Origin of the sequence: Ochrobactrum sp. CGA5 (genome assembly GCF_006345815.1) — a bacterium.
Taxonomy (GTDB): domain Bacteria; phylum Pseudomonadota; class Alphaproteobacteria; order Rhizobiales; family Rhizobiaceae; genus Brucella.
The window spans coordinates 55,555-71,196 of record NZ_VCIG01000003.1 but is presented as its reverse complement, the minus strand read 5'-3'; the positions used below and the strand labels follow the sequence as shown (position 1 = coordinate 71,196).

The following is a 15,642-nucleotide window of genomic DNA, read 5'->3' as shown; positions in this document are numbered from 1 at the left end:
AACCATGTGCGGTTCGGTGCATGACGACGAAAAGGCAACCGTCCGGCTTTGTTCCGGAGATTGCGCACCTGCCTTATACTCGAACCGCGATAATCGGGTTTCCAAGACCATAAAACGGCGCGTCGCGCAAGCCTGAGCACGAAAAGAGAGCCGATCCAGTCAGAAAATTCGTCCAAAAATCAGCGAACGCGCAGACTATTGGCCGTTTCAAATGCTTGCTTTATCTGGTCGTCCGCAAGACCGTCCATCATATCGTTGAGGTCAGGGGCGCGGAAACCGGCACGCTGGGCGACAATATACCAAGCCGCCGCCTTGACCAGATCACCCTCTGTACCGATGCCGTCGCGATAAAGGCGGGCCAGCCAAGCTTGCGCCATGACCGTGCCGCGTTGGGCGGCAAGCTGCATCCAGCCGAAGCCCTGTTCATAGTTGCGATCACCGCCGCGACCTTCGATAAGCCACCGTCCCAGATCGAACTGCGCCGTATCGTAACCTTGCGCGGCTGCAAGCAGCAGATAGACCCGTGCCTTCTTGTCGTCACGCGGAATGGTCGGCGTACCGTTGGCATAAATCTGGCTGACTGCATATTGTCCGTCGGCCAGCTTGGCCTCGGCAGCCCTCTGGAACCACGGAAAAGCGAGGTCGATGCCCGGCTTGCCCGGTGTATTTACCATAAGCATCTGGGCGTAATTGAACTGGGCCATGGCATTGCCGCCTTCGGCGGCCTTTTTCATCAGCTCCTCTGCCCTGGCGGGGTCTTTCTTGACGTAGGCGCCCTGTAACAGAAGGGCTGCATAGCGGAATTGCGCCTCGACAACGCCGTTGTTGGCCGCTTTCTCATACCATTTCGCTGCCAGTTTCTGATTGGCGGGGATACCGAGACCCCGGGCATAAATCTCTGCGATGAGCGTCTGCGATGCCGGGTCGCCCTTTTCGGCCTGCGGTTTGGCCAGATTGAAAGCGGTCAGATAGAGGCCGCGTTGAAAGGCTCCGAAAGCTTCGTCTGCCGGTTTGTCGCCGAAGCGGCTCGGATCGATGTGTGGCATCGGTTCCGTGGTTGCCGGTTGCGGCAGCATGACCGGCTTGGCCGACTTGTCGGCTTTCTTGTCCTTGTGAACGCCCTGCGCGCTGTTCTTCTGAACGTGCACGGACTCGCCCGCTGCCATAGCAGGCAAGGTAGGCAGCGCGAATGTCAGAACGGCAGCGAGAAGAAGTTTGTTCTTCATGGGCATCAGCAAGACCTTGATGAAAGGATCAATTTTCAAAGCGGGGCGCGTTCTCATCCAAGAGCCGGTTGGCTTCCGCAACAGCTTTTGCAGGGTCTTCGGCCTCGAAGACCGCGCGACCGAGCGCAACGAAATCCGCGCCCGTTTTCGCTGCTGGAATGATGCTTTCCAGTGCACTTCCAGCCTGCGCAATGCTGGGAATCTCCACCATCTGCGCCCACCATTCGGCCAATGACAGATTGCGTGGATGCGCGTCCGGCTTGTTGTCTGCGCCGATCTTGCCGAAAAAGACATAGTCGGGCTGCAGTTCGCCAATTTCCATTGCCCCATGGCGATCACGCAGATTGCCCGTTCCCACAATCATTTTCGGCGTATGTTTTTCTATGGCATCTGCCAGATCGGCAGCCTTGCCCTCGATGTGGATGCCATCTGCTCCGACACGGCCTGCGATGCGCGTATCATTCAAGATGAGCGCGGCAACGCCTTTATCCTGTATGATGGGGATGACCTTTTCGGCCGCAGCCTGGAAAGTGGCTTCGTCGAGATCGCCGGTGTCGAGAATGACGCTTGCGACGTCACCGCCTGAGAGCGCAGCCGTCATAAGCTTGGCGAGAGCCACGCCATCGGCAAGCGGGGGCGCTACCAGCACGATGCGGCAGCGATCTGTTTCAGTCTGGTGAGCGGGCGTGTTCATGAACGAAGCCTAACGGGAAAAACGTGATGGAATTCGGGCAATAGAGGCGTTCTGTTTACCGGAAACGGAGACGGCGCTCTATCTATTTGTTTTATCGCATTTATGCGACCCACCCGCGCTTCGGCAAGTATTCATTGGCGAAACACTCTCCAGTTTGGACATGTCCAGGCTATCACAATGTTATCCACTGGAACGAAAGTTGATCGGAACCAACCCGGTTCTGCCGGGATTAACCAGTATATATGCGACACCAAGATCGCGGCCCTGAACGCCCCGACAGAATGTGTTCCGGTCCCGATCTGGAACCGTGCGAAGAAGATAGGAACGTCTTGCAATCCCAAGTGCAGGTGATTTCCTTCAAAGATAGGCAGGCTGGTAAATGAGTATTGCGACCGTTAGAGAAGCGTTGCCCGCACAACCGGTGAAAATGCGTGACACGCGCATTGATGTATTCCGTGCACTTGCGCTGCTGACGATCTTCATCAACCATGTGCCTGGCACGATCTACGAGCATATCACGCACAAGAATTTGGGCTTCTCCGATTCGGCCGAAGCTTTCGTGCTCATTTCCGGCATGGCGGTAGCGCTTGCCTATGGATCGAAATTCGCTCCCGGCAATCGCCTGCTCCTCTCATTGAAGATGTGGCGTCGTGCTGGCGTGCTGTATACCACGCATATCATGACGACCATGGCGACGATCGCCATTTTCGCCACTGCGGCCATCTTCCTGAAACGCTCGGAGCTGTTGACGCAGATCAACATCGCACCGCTGGTCAAGCATCCGGTAGAGGCGCTGTTCGGCATTGTCACATTGGGCCATCAGCTCGGCTATAACAACATTCTGTCGATGTATGCCGTGATGCTGGTTCTGACCCCGATCCTGCTTCTGCTGGCGCGCATCAGCTTGCCGCTGATGCTTGGCGTTTCCGGTACAGTCTGGTTCCTGTCTGGTCTCTACCGCATTGCGCCGGTCAACTATCCGACCGAAGGCGTCTGGTTCCTGAACCCGCTGTCGTGGCAGTTCCTGTTTGCGATCGGTATCGCCGGCGTGATGCATGTGCGCCGCGGTGGTGAGTTGCCGAAGCATCCGCTGTTGATCGGCCTTGCTGTCGGCTATCTGGTGCTGGCGCTGGCTTGGGTCCGCATCCCGCTATGGGGTATCGATGCATCTATGGGAATGCCGATGGTCATTACCGGCTTCGACAAGACCTTCCTATCGGGTCCACGTTTGCTGCATGTTCTGGCGATTGCCTATCTCATTGCCGTTGTGCCGACGCTGAACAACATTGCCCGGACCACACCAGTTAATCCCCTGGCGATTCTCGGCAAGCATTCGTTGCCGGTCTTTATTGCCGGTACGCTGTTGGCAATGGTCGCGCAGGTGATGAAGCTCGTGAACCCCGGCGGACTGCCTTATGACACGCTGCTGATTGCCACCGGCATCGTGATGCAGTTCGCTCTGGCCTACTATCTAGAATGGTTGCCGACCATCGGTTGGAACAAAAAGGGCTCCACCGCTTCGGCAAAGCCGGCTGTCCCTGCCGCCGAACCCGTCAAGAATCAGCTGGTTCCAGCCTCCAAGCCCGCGATGCAGCGCTATTGACAATCATCATCGATCAGCCGCCGTTTCGGGCGGCTTTTCTTTGGGTAGAAGCGGCTGGATTGTATGAGATTATCCACAGCACCGCGCGGACATTAACCATTCATTAATCTTAAGAATGTTAAATGGTTTACATCCAGTTCGGCTGGATTCTTACCGAGTGGTTTAGCCACTCTGTTTGACGCCTCCCTGTTAAACTCCTGAGAGCCGCCATTGCGGCTCTTTTTTTGTGCAAATTTTTCTACGCACTAGGGAAATATCGATTTCCACATAATGGGACGCGGAACGGAACGACTGCCCAATCCGTTCTATCTTCAGGCTTCCATCAAAAGCCTTTGAAAATATTAACCGAATGTTAAACATAAACTTGCGCGACGGTGCATGAAGGTGCAGTTTATCGTGGACTTGTTTAGCACAGCTGTTCCGTCTCAGCCTCCCTCATGGTCGAACAGCGGTTCAATGGTTTCATTCGTGTCCGTCCCGGCATATCCCTCTGGACGAATACGGCAACGGAATGGGCCGCCGATGAAGGCGGTCATGCAAGGTGGCAGAGCAGTGATTAGCGAACAGGGTCAGATGCCGAGCAACATGATCAGCCTCGCGGAGCGTATGGTCTTTTCGGATTCGTTCAAGCCGATCTATGCCGAAGGTATGGATATGGTCGAGGAAGCGGCAAGCTATCTCGACGGCGAAGGCCGTGAGGACGCACGCAATCTGTCGCGCGTGGCTGCAACGCTCTATGCCGCCGAATCGATGCGCCTGACGACGCGCCTGATGCAGATTGCTTCCTGGCTGCTGCTCCAGCGTGCGGCACGCAGTGGTGAGATGACACGCCAGCAGGTTGCAGTTGAAAAGGCCAAGGTGCGTCTCGACACGCCATCGGCGGGCGAAGCTGCACAAGGGTGGTCCGAGCTGCCGGTCGCATTCATGGAACTGGTTGAACGATCGATGCGTCTTCAGGCGCGTGTGCGCCGCATGGATCGAGAAGTTTATGGTGAAGTGGTTTCGTTGCAGGGTGTTCCGCGCGGCAATCCGGTTTCTGAACAGATCGTGTTACTCAAGACCGCTTTTGGTGCTTCTTAACAATTACTCATATGCGTCGTTCAGGGCGCATGTTTCTCTTTTGTTCACTTTTCTGCTGTCAAGTGAACCCGTCTGAGGATAGGGTTCACTTATGAAAGAAACGATTCGCATCATTGGTATCGATCCGGGCCTGCGCCGTACCGGCTGGGGCATTGTCGAATCGCTGGGCAACTCGCTGCATTTCATCGGTTCGGGAACCGTCACCTCTAATGCGGAGATGGATCTCGCGTCGCGCTTGTGCCAATTGCATGAAGGGCTGTCCAAAATCCTGCATGAGTATATGCCGCATGAGGCAGCGGTTGAACACACCTTCGTCAACAAGGATGCAACCGCAACGTTGAAACTCGGGCAGGCGCGCGGCATTGCGCTGCTGGCTCCGGCGCAGGCGGGGCTACCTGTTGCTGAATATGCGCCGAATGCCGTGAAAAAGGCTGTTATAGGTGTTGGGCACGGCGAAAAGCAGCAGATTCATATGATGGTAAAAGTGCTAATGCCCCGGGCATCGTTCGATACGAGCGACGCCGCCGACGCTCTGGCCATCGCCATTTGTCATGCGCATCACCGGCAAAGCATCGCAAGCGCGCGCCGGTTGCAACAACTTATCGCGTAGGTGGCCATGATCGGTAAGCTCAAGGGTGTAATCGATGAAATCGCCGAGGATCATGCCATCATCGACGTGCATGGTGTCGGTTATGTTGCGTTCTGTTCGGCGCGGACATTGGGCAATCTCGGGGGGGCAGGCGAGGCTGCAATCCTGTTCATCGAAACCTATGTCCGTGAGGACATGATCCGCCTTTATGGATTTGCCAATCAGCTCGAACGCGAATGGTTCCGCCTGCTGCAGAATGTACAGGGCGTTGGTGCCAAGGTAGCTCTTGCTGTGCTCGGCACGTTGTCGCCGTCAGAACTGGCCAATGCCATTGCGCTGCGTGACATCGCCATGGTCTCTCGTGCACCGGGGGTCGGCAAGAAAGTGGCTGAGCGTATCGTTACGGAATTGAAGAACAAGGCCCCGGCTTTCGCTGGTGAGGCGAGCGGCACAATCGGGCTCAAGCAGGAGCTTGGCGCGGGTGCAGCACCCGCTCCTGTTGCCGACGCGGTGTCGGCCCTTTCCAATCTCGGTTACTCGCGCGATCAGGCCGCCAATGCCGTCGCGGCTGCCCTGAAGGAAGCGGGAGAGGGGGCCGATTCGGCCAAACTTATCCGTCTTGGCTTGAAGGAATTGTCGCGGTGAATTACTTGTTTCGGCGATATGTTCGTGCGAGGAGGGAGGCATGAGCGACCGCAACCCCCTCATCGATGCCGATAGACGCGTAGACGAAGACAATACGCTACGTCCGCAGACGCTTGACGACTTTGTCGGACAGGCGGCAGCGCGCGCCAATCTGAAAATTTTCATCGAAGCTGCCAAAGTACGTGGCGAGGCGCTGGACCATGTCCTGTTCGTTGGACCGCCCGGACTGGGCAAGACGACGCTCGCGCAGATCATGGCGAAAGAGCTCGGAGTCAATTTTCGCTCCACGTCCGGTCCCGTCATTGCGAAGGCGGGTGATCTTGCTGCTCTCCTGACCAATCTTGAGGAGCGCGACGTCCTTTTCATCGACGAAATCCATCGTTTAAGTCCGGCTGTGGAAGAAATCCTCTATCCGGCCATGGAGGATTTCCAGCTTGATCTCATCATCGGCGAGGGGCCTGCTGCACGCTCGGTGAAGATCGACCTTGCCAAGTTCACGCTGGTTGCGGCGACGACCCGTCTCGGGCTTTTGACTACGCCGTTGCGGGATCGCTTCGGCATTCCAACACGGCTCAATTTCTATACGGTCGAGGAACTGGAATATATCGTGCGGCGTGGCGCGCGCATTATGCAAATGGGCATTTCGCCGGATGGCGCACTGGAAGTCGCCCGCCGTTCGCGCGGCACACCGCGTATTGCGGGAAGGCTATTGCGTCGTGTGCGTGATTTCGCGCTGGTCGCTGGCGCAGATGTCATTGACCGCAAGATCGCCGATGAGGCGCTGTCGCGGCTTGAGGTGGACAATCGTGGGCTGGATCAGCTCGATCGGCGCTATCTGGATATCATCGCGCGCAATTTTGGCGGCGGCCCGGTCGGGATCGAAACAATCGCTGCAGGTCTTTCCGAACCGCGTGACGCAATTGAAGACATTATCGAACCCTACCTGATCCAGCAGGGCTTCCTGCAACGCACGCCGCGCGGTCGTGTTTTGACGGCTGTTGCCTGGCAGCATCTTGGACTTCCTGCGCCTGCCGAAATCATCCAGCAGTCACAATATGGCCTCTTCATGGAAGACGAATGACCGACAAGCAGCAACAGGCCGTGTCCGGCGAACTGAAAGACGGCGCGCATCTGCTCTATGCGCGTATCTACTATGCCGATACGGATTTTTCCGGCTTCGTCTATCACGGTCGCTATCTGGAATTCTATGAGCGCGGACGGACGGACTTCCTGCGCTTGCAGGACGTTCACCATATCGAATTGGCCGAGGGCGCGCTTGGCGAAGAAATGGTCTGGGTCGTTCGCCGCATGGAGATCGACTACAAATCGCCGGCGAAGATGGACGATCTCATTCTGATTGAAACCCGCGTCAGCGAAATTCGTGGTGCACGGGTCATCATGGCGCAGAAAATTAGCTGCGGTGAGCGTCTGCTTTCGGAGGCGAAGGTAGAGGCAGTGATGATAACCAAAGAAGGTCACCCGCGCCGCATTCCCGATGAGTGGCGGGAAGCCTTTACCAACAGCCGCAAGAGCTGAACCCGACGTTCGCTCAATAAAGGTCTCCACCGGTGTATCTTATGCGAAGATGGATGCGCTACCGGCAAATATACTTATTTGGGCAAATGCTAACGCATCTTTAACCATAATATTCCATTAATCACCCTGACGGAATCGGTTGAGAGGTCGTGTTACAGCGCAGCGCCTTCCTTTCACCAAAATTAACCGTGACAAGCGCGTGATGGATTTAAAGTTGAAATCCGGGAATGGCGGTTGCGGTGCGAAGTGTCGGCCGCCCGTCGGGCAGGTACGGCTTCAAATGAAGAGCTGCGCGGGTTTGGAGCGTCTGTTTTCAGACGTTGATTAACGGATTTGCGATACCGCCCGGTCAAGTGGCCGGGCGTTTGGATTCGAGGACGGTAGATCGATGGAAAATGTTGCGTTAGCGGCCCCCGCCGCCGATGTTACCCTCTGGGGCCTGTTCATGCAGGCGAACTGGGTCGTCAAGCTGGTTATGCTTGGCCTGCTGTTCGCCTCGATCTGGACCTGGGCTATCATCGTGGATAAGACGATTGCTTACGGAAGGGCGCGGCGCGCGATTGATCGTTTCGAGCAGACGTTCTGGTCCGGCCAGTCGCTGGAGGAACTTTATCGTAACCTCGGTGAGCGCCGTACCACCGGAATGGCGTCCATCTTCATGGCTGCGATGCGCGAGTGGAAGAAATCATTCGAAAAGGGCGCTCGCTCGCCCATCGGCCTCCAGATGCGTATCGACAAGGCTATGGATGTCGCACTGGCGCGTGAAAGTGAAAAGCTCGACTCGCGTCTTGGCTTTCTGGCAACCATCGGTTCTGCCGCTCCCTTCATCGGCCTGTTCGGTACGGTCGTCGGCATCATGACCTCGTTTCAGGCAATTGCCGCCTCCAAGAACACAAGCCTTGCCGTTGTGGCGCCGGGCATCGCCGAAGCGCTTCTGGCAACGGCAATTGGTCTCCTCGCGGCTATTCCCGCTGTTATCGCCTACAACAAGCTTTCCAGTGATGCGGGCAAGATCGGTGGACGGCTGGAAGGCTTTGCGGATGAATTCTCCGCCATACTGTCGCGCCAAATTGATGAGAAGTTGACGCCGCGCGCTTAAGCGGCTTCACGCATCGAGTGTAGTTTCAGCCTTCAGGAATCTTGCAATGGGCATGTCGGTCGGAAATCAGGGAATGCAGTCGGGCGGACGCCGCAGGCGCGGCCGCAAGAAGGCGCTGATGAGCGAAATCAATGTGACGCCGTTCGTCGACGTGATGCTCGTTCTCCTCATCATTTTCATGGTCTCCGCACCATTGCTGACAGTGGGTGTGCCGATTGACCTGCCCGATACGCAGGCAAAAGCCATGAACGCCGATACGCAGCCGATCACCGTTTCGGTCAATAGCGAAGGCAAGATTTTCTTGCAGGAAACCGAAATCCCGATCGAAGAAGTGGTGCCGAAACTCCAGGCCATCGCCAAGACAGGCTATGAAGAGCGCATTTTCGTGCGTGGTGACAAGGCTGCCGACTATGGCACTGTCATGAAAGTCATGGCCCGCATTTCCGCCGCCGGTTTCAAGAATATCGGCCTTGTGACCCTCCAGGAGCAGGATAGCTGACGCCATCATGAAGGCTGGCCTGACATCTTCTGTTGCCTTGCATGCCGTTGCGGTTGCGCTGGCAGTGGTTTCGTTTTCCTCGCCGAAGGCTTTCGACGTTCAGGATGCGGAATCATTCCCGGTCGATATCGTACCGATCGAATCGATGACGCAAATCCAACAGGGCGAAAAGACCGCACCCATGAAGGAAAAGTCGGCTCCTGTGCCGACAACCAAACCGCAGACTGTTCCCAATGCCGAGAATTTTGGCGATCAGGACATCGATACCACAACGCCGCCGAAGCCTGACGCGAAGGCGAAGCCGATTGAGGCGGCGGAAGAACCAAAGGCGCAACCGGAACCGGTGAAGAAACCGGAACCGAAGCCCGATCCGAAACCGGAACCGAAGCCGGAGACCAAGCCAACGCCGGTTCCAGCGACGGAAGTGCAGGCAAAACCGGAAGAAAAGCAGGAAGTAAAGCCTGATCCGGTGGCGGAAGCTATCGACAAGCAGGCTGAATCGCCCGATGCGCAAGCGCCAAAGTTGCCGGACAAGGTTCCGGCACCGGAAGCTAAGCCGAAGCCGCCGCAGGCTCAGACAGCAAAGACGCCGGATCGCAAGCCAACGGAAGAGAAGAAGCCGACGCAGAGCGCCTCGCAGACTTCGCAGTCGAAGAATGATGCGATTGCCGATGAGGTCGCAGCCCTTCTCAACAAGCAGAAGGCGGCGGGCGGTGGCGCCAAGCGCTCCACCGATCAGGCGTCGCTGGGCGGCAAGAAGAATACTGGCGGCTCCAAACTCAGCCAGAGTGAAATGGATGCCCTGCGCGGTGCGATTTCAAAGTGCTGGAATGTGCCCGCCGGTGTGGCAGACGCGCCGGGGCTGGTCGTGACCGTCAAGATGAAGCTCAACCAGGATGGCTCCATTCAGGGCGTTCCTGAAGTGACATCGGGCGGCGGCGGTGATGGTGTGGCCCGTGCTGCGGCTGAGAGCGCCAAGCGCGCTGTCGCCCGCTGCGCACCGTACAATCTGCCAGTCGACAAATATGATTCATGGTCGGAAGTGATCGTCAATTTCGACCCGAGCGAAATGTTCTGACCGGGGTTCCGGTCGCCAACCACTGCAAGGACAAAGAGGTCCCAGAAGACATGAAAATCGGCATCATCAATACAAAGATCCGGACGGTCTTTTCGGCTTTCGCGTGTATGATTGCCGCAAGCCTTGTCTGCACCATGCCGGCGCGCGCTGTCGTGGAAATCAACATCAACAAGGGTGTGATCGAGCCGCTGCCGATCGCCATCACTGATTTCCTTTCGGCCGACCAGCTCGGGCCGAACATCACGTCGGTCATTGCGGCCGACCTTGAGCGGTCGGGTCTTTTTGCACCGATCGACAAGGGTGCCTTCATCGAGAAGATTTCCAATCCGGACGCGGCGCCGCGTTTCGAGGACTGGAAGGTCATCAATGCGCAGGCGCTTGTTACGGGTCGCATCACCAAACAGCCGGATGGCCGCCTCAAAGCCGAGTTCCGCCTGTGGGATACGTTCGGCGGCCAGCAGATGATCGGCCAGCAGTTCTTCACCACCCCGGACAACTGGCGCCGTGTGGCACATATCATCGCTGACGCCATCTATGAGCGCCTGACCGGTGAAAAGGGCTATTTCGATACGCGTGTCGTTTTCGTTGATGAATCCGGCCCGGCACAGAAGCGCGTTAAGCGTCTGGCCATCATGGATCAGGACGGTGCCAATGTACGCTACATTTCCGACGGACGCGCTATTTCGCTGACGCCGCGCTTCTCGCCGAACCGTCAGGAAGTCACATATATGTCGTTCGAAGGCGGTTCGCCGAAGGTGTATCTGTTGCAGCTCGAAACCGGCCAGCGCGAGCTTGTCGGTAACTTTCCGGGCATGACTATTGCGCCGCGCTTCTCGCCCGATGGTCAGAAGGTCGTGATGAGCCTGCTTCAGGATGATGGTAGCGCCAATATCTATACCATGGACCTGCGCAACCGTTCGACCACCCGCCTTACCAAAAGCCAGGCTATCGATACGAGCGCGTCATATTCACCGGACGGGTCACAGATTGTTTTCTCTTCCGACCGTGGTGGACGTCCGCAGCTCTACGTCATGGGTGCGGATGGTTCCAACCCGCGCCGCATCTCTATGGGCGACGGCAGCTACTCCACGCCGGTCTGGTCTCCACGCGGCGATCTCATCGCTTTCACCAAGCAGTCGCAGGGCCAGTTCTCTATTGGTGTGATGAAGACGGACGGCTCGGGCGAACGCCTGCTGACTTCGGGTTTCCATAATGAAGGGCCGACCTGGGCCCCGAACGGTCGCGTTCTGATGTTCTTCCGCAAGGCGGCGGGTGCAGGCGGTCCGAAGCTCTTCACCATTGATCTGACCGGCCGCAATGAGCGCCAGATTCAGACGCCGAACTACGCCTCCGATCCGGCTTGGTCACCGCTGCTCGAATAGTGCGTTCGCACATAGTGATGGAAAAGGCGCGAAGCTCAGTTTCGCGCCTTTTTTTGGATAGAGCGGCCCCTATAAAACTGAAATCGGGCGAAACGCTCTAACTCTTTGTTTTATCGCATTATCCTCAGATACAACTGCCGCGCCCTTTTGGTAGGGATGTCCAAATTGCCACAATCATTACCGGGAAGCCGTGTTTCTGCCGTATTTTACCCGCAAGGGCTAGAACCAGAATTGCTGCCGGAAATCGCCGGCTGCACTTGGCCGCAAGAAAAAATTAACCATACTTCTTGAGCCTGTCTTAACCTCAATATGATTATTGGATGGTTACGCAGGAACATCAAATCTTAAGGAGCTCCGGCCCATGCGCCGTATCCAGTCGATTGCACGTAGCCCGATCGCTATCGCCCTTTTCATGTCGCTCGCCGTTGCCGGTTGTGCGTCCAAGAAGAACCTTCCGAACAATGCCGGTGATCTGGGTCTCGGTGCAGGCGCTGCAACGCCGGGTTCCTCGCAGGACTTCACGGTCAATGTCGGCGATCGCATCTTCTTCGATCTCGATTCTTCATTGATCCGCGCCGATGCACAGCAGACGCTTTCCAAGCAGGCCCAGTGGCTGCTGCGTTATCCGCAGTACTCGATCACCGTCGAAGGCCATGCTGACGAACGCGGTACACGTGAGTACAACCTCGCTCTCGGTCAGCGCCGTGCTGCTGCCACTCGTGACTTCCTCGCTTCGCGTGGCGTTCCGACCAACCGTATGCGCACCATCTCCTACGGTAACGAACGTCCAGTCGCGGTTTGCGATGCCGACTCGTGCTGGTCGCAGAACCGCCGCGCCGTCACCGTTCTCAACGGTGCAGGCAGCTAACCGGCGGCAACTGACAGTGTTAAGGGAAAAGCGGCTTTCGGGCCGCTTTTTTCGTATTTGCAGTATCAGATATACTCTTTCGACAAACTTTGGCCGAAGTCGCACTTGTCATAGTGAGTGTCACAAGGCCTTCGCTTTTTGTATTTCCCGCAAAACCGCTTCGCACTTTTGCGGGAAATACTCTAAAAGCGGAGCAAGAGCATGTCTCTCGAACGTGGGAACCGGTTTCGGGATAAAGATGTGCTTAAGAGCAAATGGATAGAGCGGTTCCAACGGGCCTGTTCCAACAGGGGCGGTTCTCGTTATGCGGCAACCTATTCAGCGCCTGTTTAGGCGCAGCACTTGATCATCCGGTTCTGTCCGAATTGGATGTTAATCGGATGGATGAATTAGCAGGGGCAAAAGGGAATGAGGAAACCAATGAGGAAAGTGACACTGGCAATTGCCATGCTGCCGCTTTTGGCAAGTGTTCCGGCTCTGGCGGCGTCTGTTTCATCGCAGGGGGAAATTCAGCTCGCGCAGGCAAGCACTCCCGGCGGGGATCAGTTTTCGCAACAGGTCTGCAATCTGGCGCATCAAAACGCCCAATCCTACGCCCGGATATTGCAGCTTCGCGACAAGATGCTGAAAATCCAGCGCGACAATGAAGCGCGTTTTCAGGCATTGGAGAAGGGGCGCGGTGCCACAGGCAACCAGATCAGCATCGGATCGACGGCGATTCTTGATGATGCCATGCGGGATAGCGGTGCCGGTGCCGGTGCCGGGCAGGGCGGCTATCAGAGCCCCGGCCTGCAGCAGGAACTGGTACGCAATCTGACCGGCAAGGTCGAGGATGTTGACGCCCAGATTTCGTTCACCGACAATCAGTTGCAGAAGATGCAGGAAGATAACGAATTCCGGTTTGAAGAACTGGAAAAGAAGAATGGTGTAAACTCTGCTTCTACCAGAAGAGATGAACCTGCTGTTGCCGCAGCATCGCTTGGAACCGACCTTTGTGCACAGGGCATGGGAAACCCCGCCGCGATTGCAGAGTCACTAAGCGCGCGTGCGGAAGCCATGAATTTCCAGATCCTCGAAATGCAGGATCAGATGCAGAAAATGCAGGAAGCAAACGAAAGCCGCTTCCAGTTTCTGGAAACCGGAAAGCGTGCCGATGTGGATGTTCGGCAGGCTGGCGGCGACACATCGCTTGCCGATGCCGGGTCCAGCCAGAGCAATAGCGGAAACCTTGATAGCGGGGTTTCCGGGAATGCCGCGCAAAGCGTGGCCGGCCAGACTCCTAGCGCCAATTCCATGGCTATTGGTTCGAGTGTGCCCGCACAGGGCGGGCCGGCACGTGGCGAGCCGCCGCAAACGCTCGGCTCTATCCGCTTCGACACCAATGGGAATGTAATTGGCGAAACGCTTGATGCTACACCGCGCGCGGTGCAGCCGGACGCCGCGGCGGGCGGAACCATAGCCGACGATACGCTCGCATCCCTTCCGGCCGACGACAATCCGAATTCTCTTTATCGGGCATCCTATCAATACCTTATGTCGGGTGACTACAAGGCAGCCGAAGCCGGTTTTCGCGAGCATGTGAAGCGCTATCCGGCGGATCCCAACACGGCGGAAGCACGTTTCTGGCTCGGAGAATCGCTGTATGGCCAGGGGCGCTATCCAGAAGCGGCGACAGTATTCATCGATACGCAGCGGGATTATCCCGATTCGAAGCGTGCGCCGGAAAACATGTTCAAGCTTGGCATGACGCTTGAAAAGATGGACAATCGCGATGTCGCCTGCGCGACTTTCGCACAGATTCCAGAACGTTACCCCAAGGCAGCGCCTGCCATTTTAAAGCGCGTTGCCGATGAGCGCAGCCGCGCAAAGTGCTGATTGCGGAGTTATTTCGTGGGGCTTAGCCCAAGCAATATTTCCAAATTATTCGAGCCATTCGGATTTGAGCGGACCAAGGCCGTCATCGCTGCGGTTTCGGGCGGCAGCGATTCTCTCGCTCTGCTTTTTCTCCTCCGGGATTATATGGCCATGCTCGAGGAGCCGCCACGGCTGATCGCCGTGACGGTGGATCATCAATTGCGTGTTGAATCGAAGGCCGAGGCCGAGAATGTCGGTCTGCTTTGCCAACAATACGGGATCGAGCACCGCATTCTTGTCTGGGATGAAGCCAAGCCGGCAAGCGGACTTGCCGCTGCTGCGCGCACGGCGCGTTATCGCCTGCTGGTACAGGCGGCGCGGGAGGCGGATGGTGCATTGATCATGACAGGCCACACGCAGGACGACCAGATCGAAACCTTTCTGATGCGCAAGGAGCGCAGCGCTCATGCCGAGGCGCGGGGGCTTGCAGCGATGTCCTCACGCTCTCGGCTGGACGGCGCGGTCGAACTTGACCGCCCGTTGCTTTCCGTTTCCCGGCAGGCCTTGCGGGATGAATTGCGGAGCAGGGGTATCAACTGGATAGATGATCCCAGCAATGCCAACACGGAATATGAACGGCCGAGAGTTCGTCAGGGCATTGCCGCCGAGGCTGACAGGCAGGCCGTTCTCGACCAGATTGCTGAGGCTGGCGCGTCACGCACGCGGGACAATGCTGCTCTGGTTGCAGCACTGGGCGAGCCGGAGAGCCTGCGCGTTGATGCGACTGGTGCCTTGCTCGTCGATCCGCAGCTTTACGCCGTGCTTCCTGTCAATGTGAGACGGCTCTTCGCCGGATTGCTGGCAGCCATTGCGGGCGGACGGCGCTTCCTGCCGGGGGATAGCGAACGCTCACGCATTGAACGGGTTCTGTCTGGGGACGATGTCGATCATCGCCTAACCGTATTCGGCGCCCTGATCGAGCGCGGCGACAGCAGATCACCACATCGGTTTCGCCGTGAAAAACGCAACCTGCCGAAGCTACGCCTGGGGCAGGGCAGGCCGATTGTCTGGGACGGCCGATTCCGTTTCTTGAGCGAAGGCGGTGCGGATTTTGAGATCGCGGCACCGGGGCGGCAGGAACTTGCTGACTTCCTGAAGTCGGAGAATCTCGAAATCGAAGCTCGAAAGCGTGAGGCCTTGCTGGTTTCGCCGGCCCTTTATCGGGATGGCGGGCTTTTCGCTTTGCCTTTTCTGCCCGGTGGACGTTTCCCGCATGACATTCATATCGAACGGCATTTTGCGATCTTCGACCACGTGTTGCCGGGGCATGATTTCGATCTCGCAGGGGCCGTGGAAGCCCGCATCGGACGTATCTGCGCGGAAATGTCCTAGAGCGGTTCCGGGGCAACAGAATCGTTGAAACGCTCTATATTTTTGTTTCGACACATTATCCGATGCATCGAAGCGGGATAAGAAATCAGTCCAGTGA

General features: G+C 57.1%; 15 protein-coding genes. 13 read left to right on the top strand and 2 right to left on the bottom strand.

All coding sequences use genetic code 11. The annotated features are described in order from the left end of the window. Positions 1–179: 179 nt before the first annotated feature. Together FJQ48_RS03175 and FJQ48_RS03170 are read right to left on the bottom strand one after the other, a co-directional pair. Entirely contained in the window at positions 180–1,226 is a 1,047-nt protein-coding gene (locus tag FJQ48_RS03175) for a tetratricopeptide repeat protein (RefSeq protein WP_139973764.1), read from the bottom strand. A 28-nt stretch (positions 1,227–1,254) separates the two neighbouring features. Further along, a complete protein-coding gene (locus tag FJQ48_RS03170; RefSeq protein ID WP_139973763.1) occupies positions 1,255–1,920 on the bottom strand; it encodes a thiamine phosphate synthase in 666 nt (221 codons plus the stop codon). Positions 1,921–2,299: 379 nt separating this feature from the next. On the opposite strand from FJQ48_RS03170, the gene FJQ48_RS03165 reads away from it, so the two are divergent. The 13 genes from FJQ48_RS03165 (at position 2,300) to tilS (ending at position 15,545) form a co-directional block, all read left to right on the top strand. Continuing rightward, positions 2,300–3,523, top strand: coding sequence for an OpgC family protein (locus FJQ48_RS03165; protein ID WP_139973762.1), 1,224 nt, complete (start codon positions 2,300–2,302; stop codon positions 3,521–3,523). 573 nt (positions 3,524–4,096) lie between these two features. Continuing rightward, complete coding sequence (locus tag FJQ48_RS03160) at positions 4,097–4,603, top strand: DUF1465 family protein (RefSeq protein WP_139973887.1); 507 nt, start codon at positions 4,097–4,099, stop codon at positions 4,601–4,603. 91 nt (positions 4,604–4,694) lie between these two features. Then, positions 4,695–5,213 carry a crossover junction endodeoxyribonuclease RuvC gene (gene ruvC / locus FJQ48_RS03155; protein WP_139973761.1) on the top strand — a complete coding sequence of 173 codons (519 nt, stop codon included), beginning with the start codon at positions 4,695–4,697 and terminating at the stop codon, positions 5,211–5,213. Positions 5,214–5,219: 6 nt separating this feature from the next. After that, the gene (gene ruvA / locus FJQ48_RS03150; RefSeq protein ID WP_139973760.1) at positions 5,220–5,837 is read left to right on the top strand and encodes a Holliday junction branch migration protein RuvA; all 618 of its coding nucleotides are present in this window, start codon (positions 5,220–5,222) and stop codon (positions 5,835–5,837) included. 40 nt (positions 5,838–5,877) lie between these two features. Next, positions 5,878–6,918: a Holliday junction branch migration DNA helicase RuvB gene (ruvB, locus tag FJQ48_RS03145; RefSeq protein ID WP_139973759.1), complete on the top strand. Its 1,041-nt coding sequence runs from the start codon at positions 5,878–5,880 to the stop codon at positions 6,916–6,918. Beyond that, positions 6,915–7,373 carry a YbgC/FadM family acyl-CoA thioesterase gene (locus tag FJQ48_RS03140; RefSeq protein WP_139973758.1) on the top strand — a complete coding sequence of 153 codons (459 nt, stop codon included), beginning with the start codon at positions 6,915–6,917 and terminating at the stop codon, positions 7,371–7,373. Before ruvB ends, FJQ48_RS03140 begins: the two co-directional genes overlap by 4 nt. Before the next feature lie 388 nt (positions 7,374–7,761). Then, positions 7,762–8,472: a protein TolQ gene (gene tolQ, locus FJQ48_RS03135; protein WP_139973757.1), complete on the top strand. Its 711-nt coding sequence runs from the start codon at positions 7,762–7,764 to the stop codon at positions 8,470–8,472. Between the two features lie 46 nt (positions 8,473–8,518). Beyond that, on the top strand, positions 8,519–8,971 hold the full coding sequence (tolR, locus tag FJQ48_RS03130) for a protein TolR (protein ID WP_109989135.1): 453 nt from the start codon (positions 8,519–8,521) through the stop codon (positions 8,969–8,971). Positions 8,972–8,978: 7 nt separating this feature from the next. Beyond that, a complete protein-coding gene (locus FJQ48_RS03125) occupies positions 8,979–10,049 on the top strand; it encodes a cell envelope integrity protein TolA (protein ID WP_139973756.1) in 1,071 nt (356 codons plus the stop codon). Positions 10,050–10,099: 50 nt separating this feature from the next. Beyond that, positions 10,100–11,431: a Tol-Pal system beta propeller repeat protein TolB gene (tolB, locus tag FJQ48_RS03120; protein WP_139973755.1), complete on the top strand. Its 1,332-nt coding sequence runs from the start codon at positions 10,100–10,102 to the stop codon at positions 11,429–11,431. Between the two features lie 361 nt (positions 11,432–11,792). Beyond that, the gene (gene pal / locus FJQ48_RS03110; RefSeq protein ID WP_139973754.1) at positions 11,793–12,299 is read left to right on the top strand and encodes a peptidoglycan-associated lipoprotein Pal; all 507 of its coding nucleotides are present in this window, start codon (positions 11,793–11,795) and stop codon (positions 12,297–12,299) included. A 408-nt stretch (positions 12,300–12,707) separates the two neighbouring features. Further along, positions 12,708–14,174 (top strand): tol-pal system protein YbgF, encoded by a 1,467-nt coding sequence (gene ybgF, locus FJQ48_RS03105; protein WP_139973753.1) that lies wholly within the window; start codon positions 12,708–12,710, stop codon positions 14,172–14,174. Between the two features lie 15 nt (positions 14,175–14,189). Next, the gene (gene tilS / locus FJQ48_RS03100) at positions 14,190–15,545 is read left to right on the top strand and encodes a tRNA lysidine(34) synthetase TilS (RefSeq protein ID WP_139973752.1); all 1,356 of its coding nucleotides are present in this window, start codon (positions 14,190–14,192) and stop codon (positions 15,543–15,545) included. Positions 15,546–15,642 lie beyond the last annotated feature (97 nt).

Excerpts from the sequence above, each read along its gene's own strand:
- FJQ48_RS03175 (WP_139973764.1), bottom strand. The coding sequence starts at position 1,226 with ATGAAGAACAAACTTCTTCTCGCTGCCGTTCTGACATTCGCGCTGCCT.
- FJQ48_RS03170 (WP_139973763.1), bottom strand. The coding sequence starts at position 1,920 with ATGAACACGCCCGCTCACCAGACTGAAACAGATCGCTGCCGCATCGTG.
- FJQ48_RS03165 (WP_139973762.1), top strand. The coding sequence starts at position 2,300 with ATGAGTATTGCGACCGTTAGAGAAGCGTTGCCCGCACAACCGGTGAAA.
- FJQ48_RS03160 (WP_139973887.1), top strand. The coding sequence starts at position 4,097 with ATGCCGAGCAACATGATCAGCCTCGCGGAGCGTATGGTCTTTTCGGAT.
- ruvC (WP_139973761.1), top strand. The coding sequence starts at position 4,695 with ATGAAAGAAACGATTCGCATCATTGGTATCGATCCGGGCCTGCGCCGT.
- ruvA (WP_139973760.1), top strand. The coding sequence starts at position 5,220 with ATGATCGGTAAGCTCAAGGGTGTAATCGATGAAATCGCCGAGGATCAT.
- ruvB (WP_139973759.1), top strand. The coding sequence starts at position 5,878 with ATGAGCGACCGCAACCCCCTCATCGATGCCGATAGACGCGTAGACGAA.
- FJQ48_RS03140 (WP_139973758.1), top strand. The coding sequence starts at position 6,915 with ATGACCGACAAGCAGCAACAGGCCGTGTCCGGCGAACTGAAAGACGGC.
- tolQ (WP_139973757.1), top strand. The coding sequence starts at position 7,762 with ATGGAAAATGTTGCGTTAGCGGCCCCCGCCGCCGATGTTACCCTCTGG.
- tolR (WP_109989135.1), top strand. The coding sequence starts at position 8,519 with ATGGGCATGTCGGTCGGAAATCAGGGAATGCAGTCGGGCGGACGCCGC.
- FJQ48_RS03125 (WP_139973756.1), top strand. The coding sequence starts at position 8,979 with ATGAAGGCTGGCCTGACATCTTCTGTTGCCTTGCATGCCGTTGCGGTT.
- tolB (WP_139973755.1), top strand. The coding sequence starts at position 10,100 with ATGAAAATCGGCATCATCAATACAAAGATCCGGACGGTCTTTTCGGCT.
- pal (WP_139973754.1), top strand. The coding sequence starts at position 11,793 with ATGCGCCGTATCCAGTCGATTGCACGTAGCCCGATCGCTATCGCCCTT.
- ybgF (WP_139973753.1), top strand. The coding sequence starts at position 12,708 with ATGAGGAAACCAATGAGGAAAGTGACACTGGCAATTGCCATGCTGCCG.